Genomic DNA, 18,425 nt, shown 5'->3' on the forward strand with positions numbered 1-18,425 from the left:
CTTCCTAATAAATGCGTTAATTAGCTAACTTACCGCTGTAACACCCAATGAACATATTTTCTTCAACACTGGCCGCATGATAGTGATAACCACGCACATCATCAGTATGACCACGACATTGGTCTAAGTCTGATGATTCGTTACCTTGTTGGTCTAACATACCGTAAATACCAAAACCATCTAGCGCATATCCCATTTTTGCAGCGTGCCCATCGCTTTCTGCTTCAATCTCGCTACAACCTGCTGAACCATGATAATGATAACCCGCAACTGGATTAATATGACCTGCACAGTCGTCAAATGCAGCAATCGTATATGCGCCTAAAATAGCGTCAACTGGGGCTGGGGGAGCAATTGCCACACCATTTAGACTAAGCCCAACGTCATCTCTTCCAATACTTGTTGGTGACTCAGCAAGAACTGGCTGAATGGGAATTGTATAGGTTTGTGATATGCCTCCATCGACATAGTCTAAAGAACATTCTACACAATGATTTTGCAACTCAGCTGCTACATTAGGGCGTGCAGCACCGTCACACTTTTCAAGTGTATCGGTTACATTGACCAAGCCAGTATCAGGGTCGTATAACTGCCAATTGCTGTCATTGTATAGCGTAGGAAGATTCTGGATAAACTGACCGTCAATATCATATACTTCACCGTCCCCATCAAACCAAATCCCCACTTCGTCTGCACTTGCAAAAATATCGACCGGGCAAAAACTACCTACTTCATGGGTTGATGGCGCTCCTACTATCACAAATTCATAACAGCTGGTTTCGCTACCATCATTGAGCGTGCAAGACACTTCAACCACACTATCTAACAATGCTCCACTAGCAAAGGCAAAAGGGTCTACTTCCGGTTGAATTGTTGTATTGTCTTCGGATGAAGAATCAATAACTTGTTCTTCAATTTCTGAGTTAGCACCATCGCTAGAACAACCCGCTAAATACAAGCCAGTCAATAGTAATAGGATAGTTCGTCGAATAAAAAGGGAAAATATAAAAGTTCTAAACATAGGGCACACCAATAAGCTGATTGAGTGCCCTATAGTATTAAACATAGGTGCAGATAAAGTGCAGATTCTACGTATATAATATGGAAATCGTTGTTTTTACAATTACGCCAAGTGCTTGTTAAAAAATGTTAGTGTTCGCTCCCAAGAAAGCTCTGCATCTTTAGGGCTGTAGCGACTTGTCGAATCATTGTGGAAACCATGCTGCGCACCCGCATAAGTATGTGCAATGTATGACGCATTGTTAGCTTTTAAAACCGCTTCATATGCGCTCCACGATGCATTAACCCTTTTATCTTGTTCAGCAAAATGTATCATTATTGGTCCTTTTACTTTTTGCTGTAAGTCTGCATTTGCAGGGGTACCATAATAGGGAACCGCAGCATCAATTTGCTTGGACATGGCCGCTGCTAACAAATTACTAATATAACCACCAAAACAAAAACCAACCACGCCTAATTTACCACTACCGCCGTCAATGCCCTTTAACCAAGCTGCGGCTGCCATAAAGTCTTGTTCAATTTTATTACGTTCTAAACTTCTTTGCATTTTCCTGCCTTCATCATCGTTCCCCGGATAACCTCCCAAAGGAAATAAAGCGTCGGGTGCAAATGCAATAAAGCCGGCTTTTGCAAGTCGACGAGCGACATCTTTAATGTAAGGATTTAATCCTCGGTTTTCGTGAACCACTAAAACCGTAGCCGCTTTATGTGAAAGGTTGCGCGGCACGACTAAATAGCCCTCACCTTTTCCATGGCCCTTAGGAGAATCAAAACTTTCGTAGCTTGCTTTTATTTCTGGGTCATTGAAACTCACTTGCTCAGCTTTCGCGTAATCTGGAATAAGTGAACTAGAAATCATGCCCAAAGACAAACCGGTTACCGACAGCGTGCCTATGCGGGATAAAAAGGTACGGCGGTTTATATCGCCGTGCGCATATTCATCGTACCAATCGAATGCTTGCTGAGGAATTTGCTGTGGGGTTAAGGTGTCTTTTTGCTTTATTGTCATTAGTTTTCCTTTGCTTCCCAGGGTTTTGAATACCGAAACATTCAAAAACATGAAGGTGAGTATAAGTATTATAGTAGTTTAGCTAAAATTTGAGATAGTGATAACTTGCAAGCTCGCATACAAGCTAGTTTGCAATAATAACGATAGTGTTATTACGAGCAATTTGCACGTATAGATGATAGGGTAAAAAAATAAGACTTAAAGGAGGTAAGCATTATGGCTTATCAGTCAAACAATGGCGGCTTAGAAAATATTTCTATATTGATTGGACGAGTATTGTTAGGGCTATATTTTTTATTGCCCGGAATCCAAAAGGTACTCCAATTTGACACCATGCTAGCCTATATGACTCGACATGAAGTGCCATTTACGCAGATGTTGTTAGTTATAACACTCGTATTGCAAATAGTGGCTGGGCTAGCCCTGATTAGCGGATTTAAAGTGAAAGTATTTGCCTTTTCTTTGGCAATATTGACCCTAATAATTAATTTTTACATGCATAATTTTTGGAGTTTACCAGAAGGTGGCGATGTGGCTCGCGAAACCCAAAATTTTGTTAAGAACCTTGGGATTTTTGCAGGCTTAATGGTATTGAGCGGATTTGGAGCGGGAGCCATTAGTCTTGACGCCCGCTCAGCAAATAGGAAAAACCTGTTTTAAATTAATTATCTAAAGGCGTTCAAAAATAACCGCTATACCTTGGCCTCCACCTATACACATGGTCGCTAGAGCGTATTTCCCGCCAATTCGGCGTAGCTCGTGTATTGCTTTTGTAGCAATCACTGCGCCCGAAGCACCAATTGGGTGACCTAAAGCAATTGCCCCGCCATTGGGGTTAGTTTTACTTGGATCCAAATCCAAACCTTTGGATACCGTTAGTGCTTGCGAAGCAAACGCCTCGTTAGATTCGACGACGTCCATATCACTAATTTTTAAGCCCGCTTTTTTAAGTGCCGCTATAGATGCCGGTATTGGACCCTCACCCATTACATCATTTGGCACACCAGCAAGTGCATAAGAGACAATTCTTGCAATAGGGGCAAGATTGTTACTATTAGCGTAGCTTTCACTTGCTAAAGTTAAGAAAGACGCACCGTCATTGATACCTGAAGCATTGCCTGCGGTAACTGTGCCATCTTTTTTGAATGCTGTTCTCATACCCGCTAACTTCTCTGCAGTTGTGCCCGGTTTAACATGTTCGTCGGTTTCAAAAAATGTACTGCCTTTCCTGCTTTTTAGCTCCACAGGTACTATTTGCTCATTAAAATAGCCGGCATCAATAGCCGCTGCCGCTCTTGCATGAGAAAGAGCGGCAAACTCATCTTGTTGTTCGCGGGATATATCCCATTTTGCAGCAAGGTTTTCAGCAGTAATGCCCATATGCCCTACACCAAAAGGGTCGGTCAATGCCGCCACCATCATGTCGACCATTGAGCTGTCTCCCATGCGTGCACCTGAACGCATTGCTGCTGACAAATAGCCTCCTCTTGACATGTTTTCTACGCCACCGCCTATTGCTAAATTGTGATCGCCCAGCATAATGCCTTGTGCAGAACTAACAACAGCCTGGAGGCCTGAACTGCACAACCTATTTAATGCCATTGCCGTAGAATTAAGTGACATTCCAGCTTGAATCGAAGCGACTCTCGCGACGTACGGAAACCGTGATTCAGTAGGAATAGTGTTTCCAACAATCACCGATTCGTATTGGTCAGCGCTTATCCCCGATGCCTTAATACCTTGTGCTAGCACTTGACCCGCTAACTCAGATGGCTCAATGCCTTTTAAACCGCCATTAAATGTACCGATTGCAGAACGCACTGCACTTAACACAACTACCTGATTCAGACTCATGGTATTTTCCTAGATTTTTAAATATATGGAACAAGAATAAATTTTACTGAGTAGAAGTATAATCACTTACATAAAATAAAACAGTAAATGATCTACCGACATTAGTGGCATATACGTCAAGTTTTAAGTTAAAAAAAAACGCTAGAAGACATAAAATCAACTAGCGTTTTCTTAACTACTAGCTTGAACACAAACTAGTATATTTAAAGTTTGATTAACGACGACGCCTAAAGCCCATCCAAAGGCCTGAGCCTAACACTAAGGCAATGCCTGCCGGTGCAGGAGTTGCTAAGAAGTTGTCATTAACCCAAGATATGTAAGGCGCATATAAGTTCCCACCAAATATGTCACCAAACGCACCAGGGATGCCGAACGGACCAGTTCCAGGAAGGCCAAAGGTGTTATTACCCGCTAACAAGAAGCGATCTGCATTAGCATCGTATACAAATGATGGACCACCAGAATCACCACCACCAATAACAGCTTCAAACAAGCCATTAATAGGATCAACTTCTGTTGCTAGAACATCACCGAAACCACGGTCACAAATACCAAACTGACAAAACGTGTCAATAAAACCGTCGCCAGCACCATCTATCAAATCTAAGAACGCATCATAACCGTCAAAATCTGCATACCAAACTTCGGTATCTTGTCCAAAGGCGTTTTGACATATGTCAGCATCACTAAAACCACCACTACGGCCGTTTACATTGCCTGAAAAACCGTCGTTACAGTCAAAAAGCTCCATAATGTTAAAGCCGAATCTTTTGTCGAAAAAACTCGATGAGTTTGCTTCGAATCCGTTGAATCCGTCACCTGTTGTACCGTGACCAACCATAGTTAGCATAGTGCCTTCTTGAAGTTGTGGACCCGTATAAAAATCATATATTTCTACTCCGTCGGGAATTTCTTCCGCAAGAGTTAAAATAGCAATATCGTCATTTAAACAACCGCCACTGAAGCCTGAGGCTTCACCAACATCACATAATCCAAAACCGCTATAATCTGGGTGAATATCAATTCCTGAAACAGTAAGTACCGAACTGTCGAAATCAGATACAAGATTACCACCGTCTGTAAAGACTGTTCTTACCCCAAATCCATCTTCCGAAATGTTGATTTTTCTACCGGTATCTGAGTTATCCTCTACGCAATGTGCTGCCGTGATAATGTGACGCTTGCTTATCGCTGAGCCGGTACAAAGACCAAAGCCATCGGGTGTAGCAATTTCTATACTTACTACACCAGTAAAATCACCTTCTGGTACCAAAGGTGCTCGATTGAATACACCAAAATCACCATTGCCCGCACCAATCACTGGAACAGCCTGTGCATCAATTTCAGCTGCGTTATCTGCCCCTAGTATGCTTGCTGTCGCTAGTGGGCTTAAAGCTAGACATACACCCAACGCCCCTATGCTTTTTTTTATATAAGCACTCATTTTATTATAATTCCTTCTTACAAATTTAATTTAATCGCCGAATACGACCGTACTGTTTCCCTATCATTAACTGACCGTTTAGTATGCGATTTTATACACTACGAAACACGATTAGCGCCTGAACAGAACACCTTATTAGTACCACTCACTAGACCAAAGATCTAGTCCCCAGCGCAAAATTTATACATAGGTATGAAATAAGATATTGATTTGTTGACTGATATAGGCGGAAAAAAAGAAAAGTCTGAGTTGACCACATAAGCCGGGTTCTGTATTTCCTTACGGAAATGACAATCATTCGTCTAGGCTATCAATCGCTCAATAGCTCAAGCAACCTACCCGTTCCCAACGCGGGTCGCGCCATTAGGGAACCTATTTGGTCTTGCTCCAGGTGGAGTTTACCTTGCCATTACTGTTACCAGCAACGCGGTGCGCTCTTACCGCACCCTTTCACCCTTACCTTTTTATTACCAAAGGTTATAAAAGGCGGTCTTCTCTCTGCTGCACTAGTCGTCGGCTCACGCCGCCCAGACGTTATCTGGCACCTTACCCTATGGAGCCCGGACTTTCCTCCCCCCAAACATAAAGTTCAAGCGGCGATTGTCTGGTCAACTCAGGCGAGCAGTATAAACTAAGTGTGCACATGTCGCTAAAAAAATATACATTAATTGTCCCACTTCAGCATTTAGATTCGTCATATAGATGCATCATGTGATGTTTTATTGAATAAAAGGAACAACTATGAAAAATTTTATGTTTATTTACGAAGGTGGCGATCCCGATTGGCACGCAAAAAGCTCACCAGAAGATTTACAAGCCCAAATGGCAAAATGGGAAGAATGGATGGGCAGGTTGGCCGAAAAGGGTCAGCTAGTAGCGGGTGGCGACCCCCTGCATAATGGTGGTGTAAGAGTAGATGTAACGGGCGCTGCCACCGATATTGCGGCAGCGGAATTTAAGGATTTAGTGAGCGGCTACTCAATAGTTGCCGCCAACACTATACAAGAAGCCACCGAAATTGCGAAAACATGTCCTATCTTTTTTGATACCGCAGTTAAAGTGCAAGTACGAGAAATATTGGCAATGTAGCTCACGGAACTGTATTAAGCTACACCATGCCTTACTGCGTTAATTATTAGAGAACTGTTCAATTTGTTTTTGTAAATTGATAAGTTCTCTATCACTAGCTCCGCTTTGTTTGGCTTTCAATAGAAATACATTACTAGTATGTAGATCATTTGCCAGCGCATAGATAAAAGCCATTGTTGCAGGCAGATGATGTGTTTTAGCTAGTTGCTTATCGTTGCTCAAGGAAGCCAATATACCTAAAGCCTTGTCAATATTTCCGTTGTGAGCCATGGCAATCGCATAGTTAATTTTTACCATGCCCGAATCCGTATGGACTAACCAGTTTTGATAATGCTGACAAATATTCGCCCAATTTGTATGAACAAAATCGCTTGCTCTTAGATGTTCATTCGCGATTAATGCTTCATATAGATACTCACTTGGCATAGCACCGTTGTCTATTTCGTTTAGCGCTTCTGTCAAATACATTACCGCTGCGGCCAAATATCGATTTTTCCATAAGCTTCTGTCTTGCATATTAATGGGGATCAAGGCACCGCTTTCATCAATACGTGAGCTTTGTCGTGCTAAACCAAACAAAATGACTGCACACAACGCACTCGACTCATTGCTTTTCAAACTCGGTGTTTGATACACACTTTTTGCCAAATTTAAGGCTTCTACTAATAGTAAATCATGACTACTTTGTTTTTCATATGCTTGCAAACTGCCATTTAGACCTTCATTAAACAGTAAATATAGTGTTTTATGGACGCAGTCTTTTGCCACCGTATTGGACGTTATATTGGACCCTGCGTCGTGTTTGAGCCCTTTGCCGCTTTCACAGACATCGCTGTAAAGAGACTCAAAACAAATACCCGATTTTTGCAGAAGTTGAGTCGCTCGATATATTCGCTTTCTTGCATTTTCAACAGATATAACAAGCGCTCTTGATACTTGTTCATTATTTAATCCCACCACTACTTTTAACAACAAGGGGATTAATAATTCAGGTTTTAAACCACTATTCGCAATCCAATTTAACAGTAGTAAAGACGAGTCGTCGACATAAGTATCGTCTACTTGATTGTGAGCATCATCCAAGGCCTCTATATCATGCGAACTCGGATAATGTTCAAATTTAGACTGTTGACGCAAATGGTCAATGGCTCTGCGCTTTGCCACCGTCATCAACCAAGCTGCTGGCAATGTTGGCACATGCGCAGGGTCAACCCATTTGGTGCTAGCCTTATTAAATGTGTCGTGCACGATGTCTTGCGCTAAGGCAAATTGATGTGAACCGAGCAGCTTCAGGAGCGTAGCGATAAGTTTGGGATATTCATTTTTATAACACAGCGCAATTATTTCGCTTGGCGTGGTAGCTGCGCCAGCAGCTTTACTTTCGAGAGATTGACGCATTACTGGCTGAGCATCGACGTGATAAACAAAAAGAAATCAGCAGGCAAGCTTGAGGCTATTACCTGCTCATTATGATTAAGCGTTTGCGTTATGGTAGATGTTTTGCACATCATCACAGTCGTTTAGCATGTCCATAAATTTTTCGAACATTGGCATGTTTTCTTCGCTGATTTCAATAGTGTCTTGTGGCACCCATGAAATTTCTTCAACATCAAACTCTAAAGACGGAAAAGCGTCGAGCAAGGCTGTTTTTGCTTTATAAAATTCAGTGTGGGGGACAAACACAGTGACTTCACCGTCTTCGACTTCCACATCGCTCACATCAACGTCTTGTTCCATAAGTGTTTCGAGAATAATTTCATCGTCATCGCCTTTGAAGCCGAACACCGCCAAATGGTCAAACATAAATGCAGCAGAGTTTTGCGCGCCTAATTTGCTATCGGTTTTAGTAAAACAATTTCTAACGTCAGTAATGGTTCTGTTTACGTTATCAGTTAAACAATCAACAATCACCATGCAATTGCCTGGACCAAATCCTTCATAGCGCGCCGGAGAAAAGTCTTCACCCGCGCCACCGGCGGCCTTGTCTATCGCTTTTTCAATTACGTGAGCCGGCACTTGGTCTTTTTTTGCTTTTTCAATTAAGCGTCGTAACGACAGATTGGCTTCAGGATCGGGGCCACCATTTTTTGCGACAACATAAAGCTCTTTGCCATACTTTGAGTATACCTTGGTTTTAGCGGCGGCTGTTTTAGCCATAGAAACTTTACGAACTTCGAATTTTCTTCCCATTTTCTTACTCTTATTTATTATTTTGGTATTAAGGTTTTTTCGTGTTGCTTTTATTGTACCCAAATATTAATACTTCAGCACCCGATTAATGATATTGCTTCAAGAATAAACTATAAGCTTCTTTTTGCTTTGCCTTTTTCGTCTTTGTTACGAAGGTAGGAATCTGGTTATTTCTGGAGCAACGATTGTTGAATTAGGGAATTCCTGCATCTGCAGAAAAGACGATTCGATTATCCGAACAGCATTATGTCTGCGCGAAAATGGCGAGTATTGGAAGCGTTTCAAGCTAAGTGTGCTAAAGCTAAATATTCACGAGACTGCATTTCTTGTAAACGACTCAAGCAACGCTGAAATTCAAACGACAAACGACCCGACACATATAATTCTTCAGCGTCAACTTCAGCCGAAATAATTAACTTAACTTTGCGTTCATAAAATTCATCAACCATGGCGATAAAGCGCCTAGCAATGTCATCTTTACTAGCATCCATTTGCTTTACATTAGCTAACAATACACTCTGATAAATACGACTTAACTCAATATAATCGTTTTGACTGCGGGGGCCGTCACATAAGGCCAAAAAATCAAACATAACGACACTATCGGCCTTTTTCATGCAGGTGATGTCTCTGCCTTCAATTTCAACGGCAACATTTTCTTGAAAGTTTTCTGCCGCTAGTTTATCAAAATAACGATCAAGATTTGCTTGGGCGTCGTCATCGAGAGGATAGTGATAGATTTCGGCTTGTTCTAGTGTGCGCAGACGGTAATCGTTGCCACTATCGACGTTTACTACGCGCGTATTCTCATTAATTAGCTCTATTGCCGGTAAAAACCTGGCTCTTTGCAAGCCATTTTTATATAAGCCGTCGGGCTCAATGTTTGAGGTAGCTACAAGTACAATGCCATGGTCAAACAAATATTGCATTAACGTCCCGAGTATCATGGCATCGGTTATATCTGATACAAAAAACTCATCAAAACAAATAATACGCGTTTCAGCAGCAATTTTTTTTGCGATGCTTTTTAAAGGATCTTCTTGCTGTTTTAGCGCCTGCATTTCTTTGTGTATACGATGCATAAAACGATGAAAATGCACTCGCATTTTGTTCTCAAAAGGCAAACAATCATAAAAGGTATCGACTAAATACGTTTTGCCGCGGCCGACCCCTCCCCAAAAATAAATACCTTGAATACTATTAGCATTCATATTGGCAGATTTGCGACTGAACTTGGCTTTAAGGTTCATGCGCCATGTACGCTTTTTTTGTGGCTGTGTGAGTTCATCGTACAAACGCTGTAATTCTTTTACAGCATTTTCTTGTGCCTCGTCGTACTGGAAATCGATTAAAGACAGGTCGTCTTGGTATTTTTCCCAAGGAGTCATTGGATAAACTCTTTTTGATGCAATAGGTGCAAACAATACAAATTTCTATCTCTTGATAAATATTCAATCTTTGGCATAAGTATACAAGGCTATAGCGTTATTGAATAGGCGTTCACAACATCAAAACACGATAAATTTTCATATATATCGAATCTTCTGTGGTAACATATCCATAGTTTATTAAACAACTTTGTCGGAATTGATTTATGGACGTAATAACATTACTGCTTGGTGTCATTATAGGAATATTATTGGGTGTGTTCGCTGCTGTTATCTGGCACAAAACAAATTCTACAGAGAACCAAGCGCTGAATTCATCCAACGAAGCCGAGCTTAAAACCCTGCTCGCTCAACAAGCACATTCTCATATTTCACAGACGCAGCAGTCGGTGTTAAAACTAGAGCAAGAGTTGAATCTGTTAAAAGCATCTGTCACGCAATACGAAAACGCATTAACAGTAAACGATATCGACGATACACAATCTTCATTTTATGGTGAACATGCGGGCGTCTTTTTGCGTAATAGTACTAAGAGTGACAATAAGTACATTCCAGAAGAGTCATCCGATGCACAACCTAAAGATTTTGCGAATAATGGTTCAGGTTTATTTGTCGGGCAAACCGTGACAAATGATTCTAAAGAAGGAGAAAAATCAAGCAATTGACTTGAGATATGAACTATTGCCTCTAAATATAGGTCTGTATTAGGTATTTTAATTTAGGAGTATTAGATTTCATGACAAAAGCGATTTGCCAAGGTTCTTTCTCTAGACCACTATCCTTTTCTAGAATGGGTGTTGTCTTTATTGCAGCTGTTTTTTCTGCAATGATAGGAGCTTCTTCAGCATCTGCGGGAATACCTTTCTTTTCAGATGATGAGATGCCATCTCTAGCGCCCATGTTAGAAGAAACCACCCCAGCCATTGTGAGTATAGCGGTCAAAGGCACACAAACCACATCTCGCCAAGAAGTACCCGAAATGTTTCGATACTTTTTTGGCAATCCTAATCAACAGCCGCGCGAACGTGAATTTAGAGGCTTGGGTTCGGGCGTAATTATTGATGCAGAAAAAGGCTATATCGTTACTAATAATCATGTGGTCGACAATGCAGATTCTATTTTAGTCAAAATGTCGGATGGCCGTGAATTTGAGGCTGAAAAACTTGGTGCCGACGCACAAAGCGATATCGCGTTACTAAAAATCGAACCTGATAATTTAACCCAAGTAAAATTAGCCAATTCTGACAAAGTCCGTGTAGGTGATTTTGTAGTCGCTATTGGTAACCCTTTTGGTTTGAGCCAAACAGTTACCTCGGGCATAGTTAGTGCACTGGGGCGCTCAGGTCTGAATATTGGCGGCTATGAAGATTTCATTCAAACCGATGCTTCCATCAACAGGGGTAATTCAGGTGGTGCATTGGTTAATTTACGCGGTGAACTAGTCGGTATAAACACCGCTATTTTTGGCCCCAATGGCGGCAATGTAGGCATTGGCTTTGCTATTCCCTCCAATATGATGAAAAACCTCGTCGACCAAATCAGTGAGTTTGGTGAAGTGCGTCGTGGTTTGCTTGGTATTATAGGGGGCGACGTTGATGCTGGATTGGCAGAAGCGGTAAATTCTGACATTAATTATGGTGCTTTTGTAAATGAGGTAGTGCCTGATTCGGCTGCAGAAAAGGCGGGGATTGATGCCGGCGATATTATTGTTGCCATTGACGACAATGAAATCAGCTCGTTTAATGAATTGCGTGCAAAAGTGGCCAGCAAGGGCGCTGGTGCAGAAGTTGAGTTAAGCATTATACGTAATGGTAAAAAGCAAAGTGTGAATGTAGTGCTCGATTCAGATGGTTCAGTCACTATTGAAGAAAAAGACATACACCCGGCTTTGGAAGGCGCAGACTTATCCAATGGTAGAAGCCGCAGAGGTAATGATGCCATTGAAGTTAACGAGGTAGCTGAAAATTCACCAGCGGCAAGAGTTGGCTTTAGAGAAGGTGACGTTATCGTTGGCGTAAACCGCAAAAGAGTGGCTAATATTGCACAGTTGACGGAAGCGGTCGAAGCCTCAAAAGATGTGATAGCAATTAGTATCCAGCGTGGTAATAGCGATTTATTTGTAATTATAAGATAGCGTTTACTACCGTTAAATAGCTCTAATTCAACAGCCAAGATGCGAAAGTATCTTGGCTGTTTTTATTTTTAGCACATCTGCTATTGCTTACCCTCTTATCTTTGCTATGATCCTTACGCTTATTAAGGAAGTCACTACACATGTCATTTTTCTCCAAATTGTTCATAGCATTGCTCAAGCCAATCATTTTGGGTATTGTCGTTGCTGGCATGTTGTTATTGTTTTTTCCTGAATTTAGAGAGGGTAAAGGTTTAAATTTATCTTGGCTAAATCAACAAGAACAAGTACCTGAACGCTTGAGTTATTACGATGCATTGAGTAAAAGTGCGCCTGCGGTCGTCAATATTTACAGTTTAATTGTAGAAGACTCAAACAGTTTATTTAGGTCTCGCAGAGAGCGCTCTAGCCTTGGTTCAGGTGTTATAATGCGTGATGACGGGTACATACTCACTTGTTACCACGTTATTCGCAATGCTGACAGCATTTTTGTTGCCTCTCAAGACAGTGTGTTAGTGCAAGCACAACTTGTCGGTTTTGATGAAGAGACCGATTTAGCTGTATTAAGAGTATTTAACGATAACCTACCAGTGATACCCCAAATTCCAGAGCCAGATTTGCGGGTGGGAGATATGGTCATGGCCATTGGCAATCCCTTAGACTTAGGTCAAACCGTAACTTCAGGCATTGTCAGTCGAATTAGTCGAAACAATTTGGCTAACTATTTTGATTTTATTCAAACCGATGCGGTATTGAACCAAGGTAATTCTGGGGGGGCACTCGTTGATTCTAATGGTTACTTAGTTGGCATCACTAACGCTAATTTCAAAACATTGGACAATCGTCGCAGACTCCAAGCGGTTGATGGTGTCAACTTTGCCGTTCCTTATGCCTTAGCAAAACGTGTGATGGATGAAATCATTGAAAATGGCCGCGTCAGGCGTGGGGAATTGGGCTTTGGTGGAGAAGCATTTCCACAAGGTCAAGGGATCGTGGTGCAAAGCATTGACATTAACGGACCTGCTGACCAAGCCGGTCTTAAAATCAACGACGTTATCATTGCTGTAGATGGCTTAGAAGTTACCGATGGGCGCGCCGTACTTACACTCATCGCGTCTACAGAGCCCGGCACACAAATGGAACTCATTGTCCAAAGAAACGACGAGCTCGTGAAACTAACCGCTATTGTGGGGGAGTTAGTCAGCACTTCCTAGCGCCATTTACCGCTTGGTGTTTATTCTTTCACTCTTTCTATATTCGCGCCTAGCGCTTGTAACTTAGATTCTATCGCCTCGTAGCCACGATCTAGGTGATATATCCGATTTACTGTCGTTTCACCTTTTGCAACCAAACCAGCAATAATAAGGCTAGCTGATGCCCGTAAGTCAGTCGCCATAACCGGAGCACCTTTAAGCGTCGAAGAGCCCTGTGTGTAGGCGTTATTGCCTTCAAGCTCTATTTTTGCGCCCATACGCTGAAGTTCAGGCACATGCATAAACCTGTTTTCAAAAATTGTCTCTGTAATAACCCCATTGCCGTTTGCCACCGCATTTAAAGTCACAAACTGCGCCTGCATGTCGGTAGGAAAACCAGGATGTGGCAGGGTTTTAACATTCACCGCTGTAGGAGCTTGGCCTTTCATATCAAGGCTGATCCAATCTTCACCAACTTCTATTGTGGCCCCCGCCTGCTCTAACTTACTTAACACAGCATCAAGGCTTGTTGGATCGGCTTTTTCACACCTTATGCTGCCTTTTGATACAGCAGCGGCTACTAAGAACGTACCGGTTTCGATTCGGTCGGGTAAAATGCTGTATTCACATCCTGATAAGCTTTCAACGCCTTCAATAGTCACTTTGTCACTACCAGCGCCACTCACTTTTCCGCCCATAGCATTAATACAATTTGCAAGATCAACTATTTCTGGCTCTCTGGCAGCATTTTCAATAATCGTTGTGCCTTCTGCAAGTGCAGCGGCCATCATTAAATTTTCAGTTGCTCCAACACTAACCATGTCCATGAATATTCTGGCGCCTTGCAATCGCCCATTTACTGATGCCCTGACGTAACCTTCTTCAACGTCGACTTTTGCGCCCATTTTTTCTAAGCCACTCAAGTGCAAATTGACTGGACGAGCACCTATGGCACATCCGCCGGGTAACGATACATTTGCTCGTCCATATTTGGCAAGCAAAGGGCCAAGCACTAAAATAGACGCTCGCATGGTTCTCACCAAATCATAAGAAGCTGTAACGCTATCTAATTGACTCGCGTCAATTTCGACACTATTGGTATCGGTTTGATTAATTTTTGCGCCAAAATCCTTTAACAACAATAAGGTTGTATTGATATCACGGAGTTTGGGTACATTGGTAAAAGTACAGGCGCCGTCTGTTAGCAAACTCGAGATTAACACAGGCAAGGCGGCATTTTTAGCGCCCGAAATAACGACCGTACCTAACAAAGGCGGGCTCTCTTTGATGACCAGTTTATCCACTCGACTGTCCTGTATAAGATTAATTAAACAATTTTTCTCTTTGCCACTGGGCTTGGGAGAACGTTTTAATTGAGACTGCATGTATTGTACCGTCTGCTATTAAGTCAGACAGCGGCGCATATACAAATTGCTGCTTTTTTACCCGACTCATTTCTTCGAATTTATCGTCAATTGCAATAATTTGAAAGTGTGTCCCTTCACTTTTAACGTTTACGTCTGTTAACGACAATGTCGTTTTCAACAAGTTTGCAATCTCTTCGTTTGTCATTTTGTTACTCTTTTAGTAGCGACTGAGCACCGCTCAAATCGGCTAAATTTAATAATTTTTGCGGCACGTTTATGATGGTTACAGTCTTGATATGCTTCAGTAAATCACGCTTTAAATTGAGTAGCCATGCCAAACCTGCCGTATCAGCTCTTTTTGTTTCCTGCAAATCGATGGTAAGTTGGATAGCTGATTGCAATGCTTTTTTATCCAAGGCAGAAACTGTTGTCCAATAGTCATGTATTAGCGACTCACGGTCTAACTCACCAGATATACTAAGTTTAAACGTATTGGACTCATCGGCGTCTTTATTCAGGGACAACTTCATCTATTTACGCTTCTTTATTCTGCAATACGATGGGTTGCCTAATGCTTTCTCGCATACGTTCAATAACAGAATTTATGCCTTCTTTACGCAATATACTCTCAAACTCAGTTTGTTTGCTCGACAGTAAACTAATGCCTTCAGCTATCATATCGTATGCTTGCCAGTCGCCTGAGCGCTTGTCTTTTCTTACTTTAAAAGCCACTTTAATATCTGGCCGCACATCATCTTTAATCACGGTCCTTACTGTCACGTCGTTTCGATTGGCAAACTCACGTGCTGGCTCAAACTCGACAAATTGGCTGTCATAATAGCCCATTGCAACCGCATAGCTTGTTATTAAATATTCCCTAAAAACGGTGACAAACTCGAGTAATTCTTTTTGCTTAATTTGACGCGTATATTTACCCAATACTTTATAGGCTGAAAAGCGGTAATCAATGTAAGGCATTAATTCCTCTTCCATAATTGTCCGAAATATTTCTGGATCTTTTTTAATGTTCTCTTGCTCAAGCTTAATCCGAGCAAATGTTTTACTCGCTACCTGTTCAACCATCTTATACGGGTCATCTTGCGCAACTTTAACTGAAGCGCCCAATGAATCTTGTGTTTCTTGCGCGTTCACAGCGCTAACTATAGGCAACGATGACACAGCCAATAAGGCGATCAAAGCAACGCTTTTGTATTTAATTTTAAACATGGATTATTCGCTTCCTTGGTTAAATAAAAATTGTCCAATCAAGTCCTCTAGTACAAGAGCCGACTTGGTATCAATAATTTCTTCGCCATCTGTTAGGTATGGACAATCAGATTTATCAGTAGTTTCACAAACTTTATCCTCAGATATTCTCACGATATCCTCAGGAAAGATAAAACCAGGCTGTAAACCAATAAACTGTTCGCCTAATAGGCCAGAGGTAAGAATAGATAAGCTACTTGTATCAGGAAAAGTATTTTTATACGCTTCAGATATTCTTAACACTACAACAGGTATGAGATCTGTCTCATGTAAATATATTTTTTCAACACGTCCTACAACAACGCCACCGACTTTCACAGAAGAGCGCGCCTTTAACCCGCCGATGTTGTCAAAACGTGCTGTTAGTTCATAAGTTTCCCCACCACCACTCATACCCTTGTTGGCGACTTGAAGGGCAAGTATAAGTGTTGCTGCTATTGCAAGGGCAACAAATATTCCTACTAACAATTCTGTTTTTCTGCTGGTCATTACGTTCCTACCATAAATAAAAATAACACTATTAATTGCATTAACTTAGTTAATACCAAACATCAGTGCTGTCAAAATAAAATCCAAACCCAATATTGCTAGCGACGAAAACACCACGGTTTGTGTCGTAGCTTGGCTGATACCTTCGGAGGTAGGTATGCAAGAATACCCTTTAAATAGCGCAATCCACACTACAACCAAAGCAAATACAAAACTCTTAATAATCCCGTTGACAACATCTTGGTTCCAGTCAACTGTTGCTTGCATAATAGACCAATAACTGCCCGAATCTACCCCAAGCCAATCAACACCAACTAAGTGACCGCCCAAAATCCCGATAGCAGAAAAGATAATAGCTAACATGGGCATACTAATTACACCTGCCCAAAATCGCGGTGATATTATTCGTCTTAGCGGATCAATCGCCATCATTTCTAAACTACTAAGCTGTTCGGTCGCTTTCATTAATCCAATTTCGGCAGTTAATGCCGACCCAGCTCGTCCGGCAAACAACAAAGCGGTCACAACAGGGCCTAATTCTCTCAGTATAGATAAAGCAACCATTGGCCCTAAACTGCCTTCTGCACCATAGTTGACTAAAATAGTGTAGCCTTGCAAGGCCATAACCATGCCAATAAACAATCCCGACACCATTATGATTAAAAGAGATTGCACTCCAACAACATACATTTGTGCAATAGTTAAACGAACGTTTTTCCACTTTGGAAAAGCAAACAAGGCGCCAAAAAGCATTAAAGAGGCTTGCCCTACCGCACCAATAGTGTCAATCGCAGAACGACCTAACTTGACAAAATAATTGGCTACTTGGCTCATTTAGACGCTCCAAGTAACTGTGTAGATAAATCATCAGCCGGGAAATGAAACGGCACTGGGCCGTCAGCTTTACCTTGCAAAAATTGTTGAACAAGGGCCGAATCCGATTGCTTGATCTCTTCAGGTGTTCCGGCGCCAATAATTGTTTTATTTGCTAAAATGTATGCATAATCAGCTATCTCTAACACTTCTGAAACATCGTGGGTCACCACTATTGATGTCAAATCAAGCGCCTTATTTAAAGCTTTTATTAAGGTCACTAAAACACCCATAGAGATAGGATCTTGTCCTGCAAATGGCTCATCATACATAATCAAATCTGGATCAAGTGCAATTGCTCTGGCCAGAGCAGCTCTGCGTGCCATACCACCTGATAATTCACTTGGCATTAACGCAGCTGCACCACGCAAACCAACGGCTTCAAGTTTAAGCATAACGATAGTATGAATGATTGATTCATCCAACTTGGTATGTTCTCTTAACGGAAACGCAACGTTATCAAATACCGAAATATTGGTAAATAACGCGCCACTTTGGAACAGCATGCTCATTTTTCGGCGCATTTCGTATAGACGATTTCGACTAACTTGATGCACATTTTCATTTTGGAACAGGACTTCGCCATCAGATGGAGTTAGTTGTCCACCTATAATTTTCAATAAGGTTGTTTTGCCAATACCACTAGGTCCCATAACAGCCGTAATTCCGCCACGCTTCACCGACAAAGAAATATCTTTGTATATTTGGCGTTCTCCTCTGGAGAATTGCATGTTACTGATGGATACGATGTTGTCTTGCATAACCTAATGGTTTTCCATGTTATAAATGTTGTACTTACATACCGTGTAACTTTGTCGGCATGCATACTCAAACAAAGTAGAGTCTTTACCCGCATTTTAAGTTCAGTAATTATTAGCGTATATATTCCAACAATCACTTTATTAAAGCACGAACTGTTTGTTTTAATTATTACTCTGGCGGTAGTTGCCATGATCAATATATTACAAATCTTTCACTTTCAATGATTAAGATTCATACTAGGCGATTCTATGCCGACAGACCAATATAGTGACAGTTTAGCCCTTTTCAATGATTTTAACGTAAGAAAAAGTAACAAAACGTACATTTTGTGGATATATCTTATTTATTTT

At 41.5% G+C, this 18,425-nt stretch carries 19 protein-coding genes and 1 other RNA gene; 5 read left to right on the forward strand and 15 right to left on the reverse strand.

Features of this window, described 5'->3' with window-relative positions; all coding sequences use genetic code 11:
• Positions 1-16: 16 nt before the first annotated feature.
• Both RM552_RS14030 and RM552_RS14035 read right to left on the reverse strand, forming a co-directional pair.
• Entirely contained in the window at positions 17-1,021 is a 1,005-nt protein-coding gene (locus RM552_RS14030) for a YHYH protein (RefSeq protein WP_311369484.1), read from the reverse strand.
• A 102-nt stretch (positions 1,022-1,123) separates the two neighbouring features.
• Positions 1,124-2,029, reverse strand: a complete 906-nt coding sequence (locus RM552_RS14035; RefSeq protein ID WP_311369485.1) for a dienelactone hydrolase family protein — start codon at positions 2,027-2,029, stop codon at positions 1,124-1,126.
• 216 nt (positions 2,030-2,245) lie between these two features.
• On the opposite strand from RM552_RS14035, the gene RM552_RS14040 reads away from it, so the two are divergent.
• The gene (locus RM552_RS14040) at positions 2,246-2,689 is read left to right on the forward strand and encodes a DoxX family protein (protein ID WP_311369486.1); all 444 of its coding nucleotides are present in this window, start codon (positions 2,246-2,248) and stop codon (positions 2,687-2,689) included.
• Between the two features lie 9 nt (positions 2,690-2,698).
• Here the strand turns inward: RM552_RS14040 and bktB are convergent, their stop codons facing one another.
• From bktB to rnpB, 3 genes are all read right to left on the reverse strand, one after another.
• Positions 2,699-3,883 (reverse strand): beta-ketothiolase BktB, encoded by a 1,185-nt coding sequence (bktB, locus tag RM552_RS14045; RefSeq protein WP_311369487.1) that lies wholly within the window; start codon positions 3,881-3,883, stop codon positions 2,699-2,701.
• 214 nt (positions 3,884-4,097) lie between these two features.
• Positions 4,098-5,327 carry a trypsin-like serine protease gene (locus tag RM552_RS14050; protein ID WP_311369488.1) on the reverse strand — a complete coding sequence of 410 codons (1,230 nt, stop codon included), beginning with the start codon at positions 5,325-5,327 and terminating at the stop codon, positions 4,098-4,100.
• 241 nt (positions 5,328-5,568) lie between these two features.
• Positions 5,569-5,943, reverse strand: an RNA gene (gene rnpB, locus RM552_RS14055) — RNase P RNA component class A.
• A 125-nt stretch (positions 5,944-6,068) separates the two neighbouring features.
• Here rnpB and RM552_RS14060 point away from each other — a divergent pair.
• Positions 6,069-6,416 carry a YciI family protein gene (locus RM552_RS14060; protein WP_311369489.1) on the forward strand — a complete coding sequence of 116 codons (348 nt, stop codon included), beginning with the start codon at positions 6,069-6,071 and terminating at the stop codon, positions 6,414-6,416.
• A gap of 39 nt (positions 6,417-6,455) precedes the next feature.
• Here the strand turns inward: RM552_RS14060 and RM552_RS14065 are convergent, their stop codons facing one another.
• The 3 genes from RM552_RS14065 to zapE form a co-directional block, all read right to left on the reverse strand.
• Positions 6,456-7,814 carry a DUF6596 domain-containing protein gene (locus RM552_RS14065; RefSeq protein ID WP_311369490.1) on the reverse strand — a complete coding sequence of 453 codons (1,359 nt, stop codon included), beginning with the start codon at positions 7,812-7,814 and terminating at the stop codon, positions 6,456-6,458.
• 75 nt (positions 7,815-7,889) lie between these two features.
• Positions 7,890-8,606, reverse strand: coding sequence for a YebC/PmpR family DNA-binding transcriptional regulator (locus RM552_RS14070; protein ID WP_311369491.1), 717 nt, complete (start codon positions 8,604-8,606; stop codon positions 7,890-7,892).
• A 281-nt stretch (positions 8,607-8,887) separates the two neighbouring features.
• Positions 8,888-9,994: a cell division protein ZapE gene (gene zapE / locus RM552_RS14075; protein ID WP_311369492.1), complete on the reverse strand. Its 1,107-nt coding sequence runs from the start codon at positions 9,992-9,994 to the stop codon at positions 8,888-8,890.
• A 206-nt stretch (positions 9,995-10,200) separates the two neighbouring features.
• Here zapE and RM552_RS14080 point away from each other — a divergent pair, with 206 nt between their 5' ends.
• The 3 genes from RM552_RS14080 to RM552_RS14090 all read left to right on the forward strand — a co-directional run bounded on the left by RM552_RS14080 (position 10,201) and on the right by RM552_RS14090 (position 13,339).
• Positions 10,201-10,659 carry a ZapG family protein gene (locus RM552_RS14080; protein ID WP_311369493.1) on the forward strand — a complete coding sequence of 153 codons (459 nt, stop codon included), beginning with the start codon at positions 10,201-10,203 and terminating at the stop codon, positions 10,657-10,659.
• Positions 10,660-10,784: 125 nt separating this feature from the next.
• The gene (locus RM552_RS14085) at positions 10,785-12,128 is read left to right on the forward strand and encodes a DegQ family serine endoprotease (RefSeq protein ID WP_311369561.1); all 1,344 of its coding nucleotides are present in this window, start codon (positions 10,785-10,787) and stop codon (positions 12,126-12,128) included.
• 140 nt (positions 12,129-12,268) lie between these two features.
• The gene (locus RM552_RS14090; protein WP_311369494.1) at positions 12,269-13,339 is read left to right on the forward strand and encodes a trypsin-like peptidase domain-containing protein; all 1,071 of its coding nucleotides are present in this window, start codon (positions 12,269-12,271) and stop codon (positions 13,337-13,339) included.
• Positions 13,340-13,359: 20 nt separating this feature from the next.
• On the opposite strand, the gene murA is transcribed toward RM552_RS14090, so the two are convergent.
• The 7 genes from murA to RM552_RS14125 are packed head-to-tail and all read right to left on the reverse strand — an operon-like array spanning position 13,360 to position 18,074.
• A complete protein-coding gene (gene murA, locus RM552_RS14095) occupies positions 13,360-14,622 on the reverse strand; it encodes a UDP-N-acetylglucosamine 1-carboxyvinyltransferase (RefSeq protein WP_311369495.1) in 1,263 nt (420 codons plus the stop codon).
• Between the two features lie 19 nt (positions 14,623-14,641).
• On the reverse strand, positions 14,642-14,890 hold the full coding sequence (locus tag RM552_RS14100; RefSeq protein WP_311369496.1) for a BolA family protein: 249 nt from the start codon (positions 14,888-14,890) through the stop codon (positions 14,642-14,644).
• Positions 14,891-14,894: 4 nt separating this feature from the next.
• Positions 14,895-15,215, reverse strand: a complete 321-nt coding sequence (locus RM552_RS14105) for an STAS domain-containing protein (RefSeq protein ID WP_311369497.1) — start codon at positions 15,213-15,215, stop codon at positions 14,895-14,897.
• Between the two features lie 4 nt (positions 15,216-15,219).
• Entirely contained in the window at positions 15,220-15,912 is a 693-nt protein-coding gene (locus RM552_RS14110; protein ID WP_311369498.1) for an ABC transporter substrate-binding protein, read from the reverse strand.
• Positions 15,913-15,915: 3 nt separating this feature from the next.
• Complete coding sequence (mlaD, locus tag RM552_RS14115; RefSeq protein ID WP_311369499.1) at positions 15,916-16,440, reverse strand: outer membrane lipid asymmetry maintenance protein MlaD; 525 nt, start codon at positions 16,438-16,440, stop codon at positions 15,916-15,918.
• Between the two features lie 45 nt (positions 16,441-16,485).
• Positions 16,486-17,274: a lipid asymmetry maintenance ABC transporter permease subunit MlaE gene (mlaE, locus tag RM552_RS14120; protein WP_311369500.1), complete on the reverse strand. Its 789-nt coding sequence runs from the start codon at positions 17,272-17,274 to the stop codon at positions 16,486-16,488.
• Complete coding sequence (locus RM552_RS14125; protein ID WP_311369501.1) at positions 17,271-18,074, reverse strand: ATP-binding cassette domain-containing protein; 804 nt, start codon at positions 18,072-18,074, stop codon at positions 17,271-17,273. Before RM552_RS14125 ends, mlaE begins: the two co-directional genes overlap by 4 nt.
• Between the last annotated feature and the right edge of the window lie 351 nt (positions 18,075-18,425).

The sequence above is a fragment of the Glaciecola petra genome, assembly GCF_031846345.1.
Classification (GTDB): Bacteria; Pseudomonadota; Gammaproteobacteria; order Enterobacterales; family Alteromonadaceae; genus Glaciecola; species Glaciecola petra.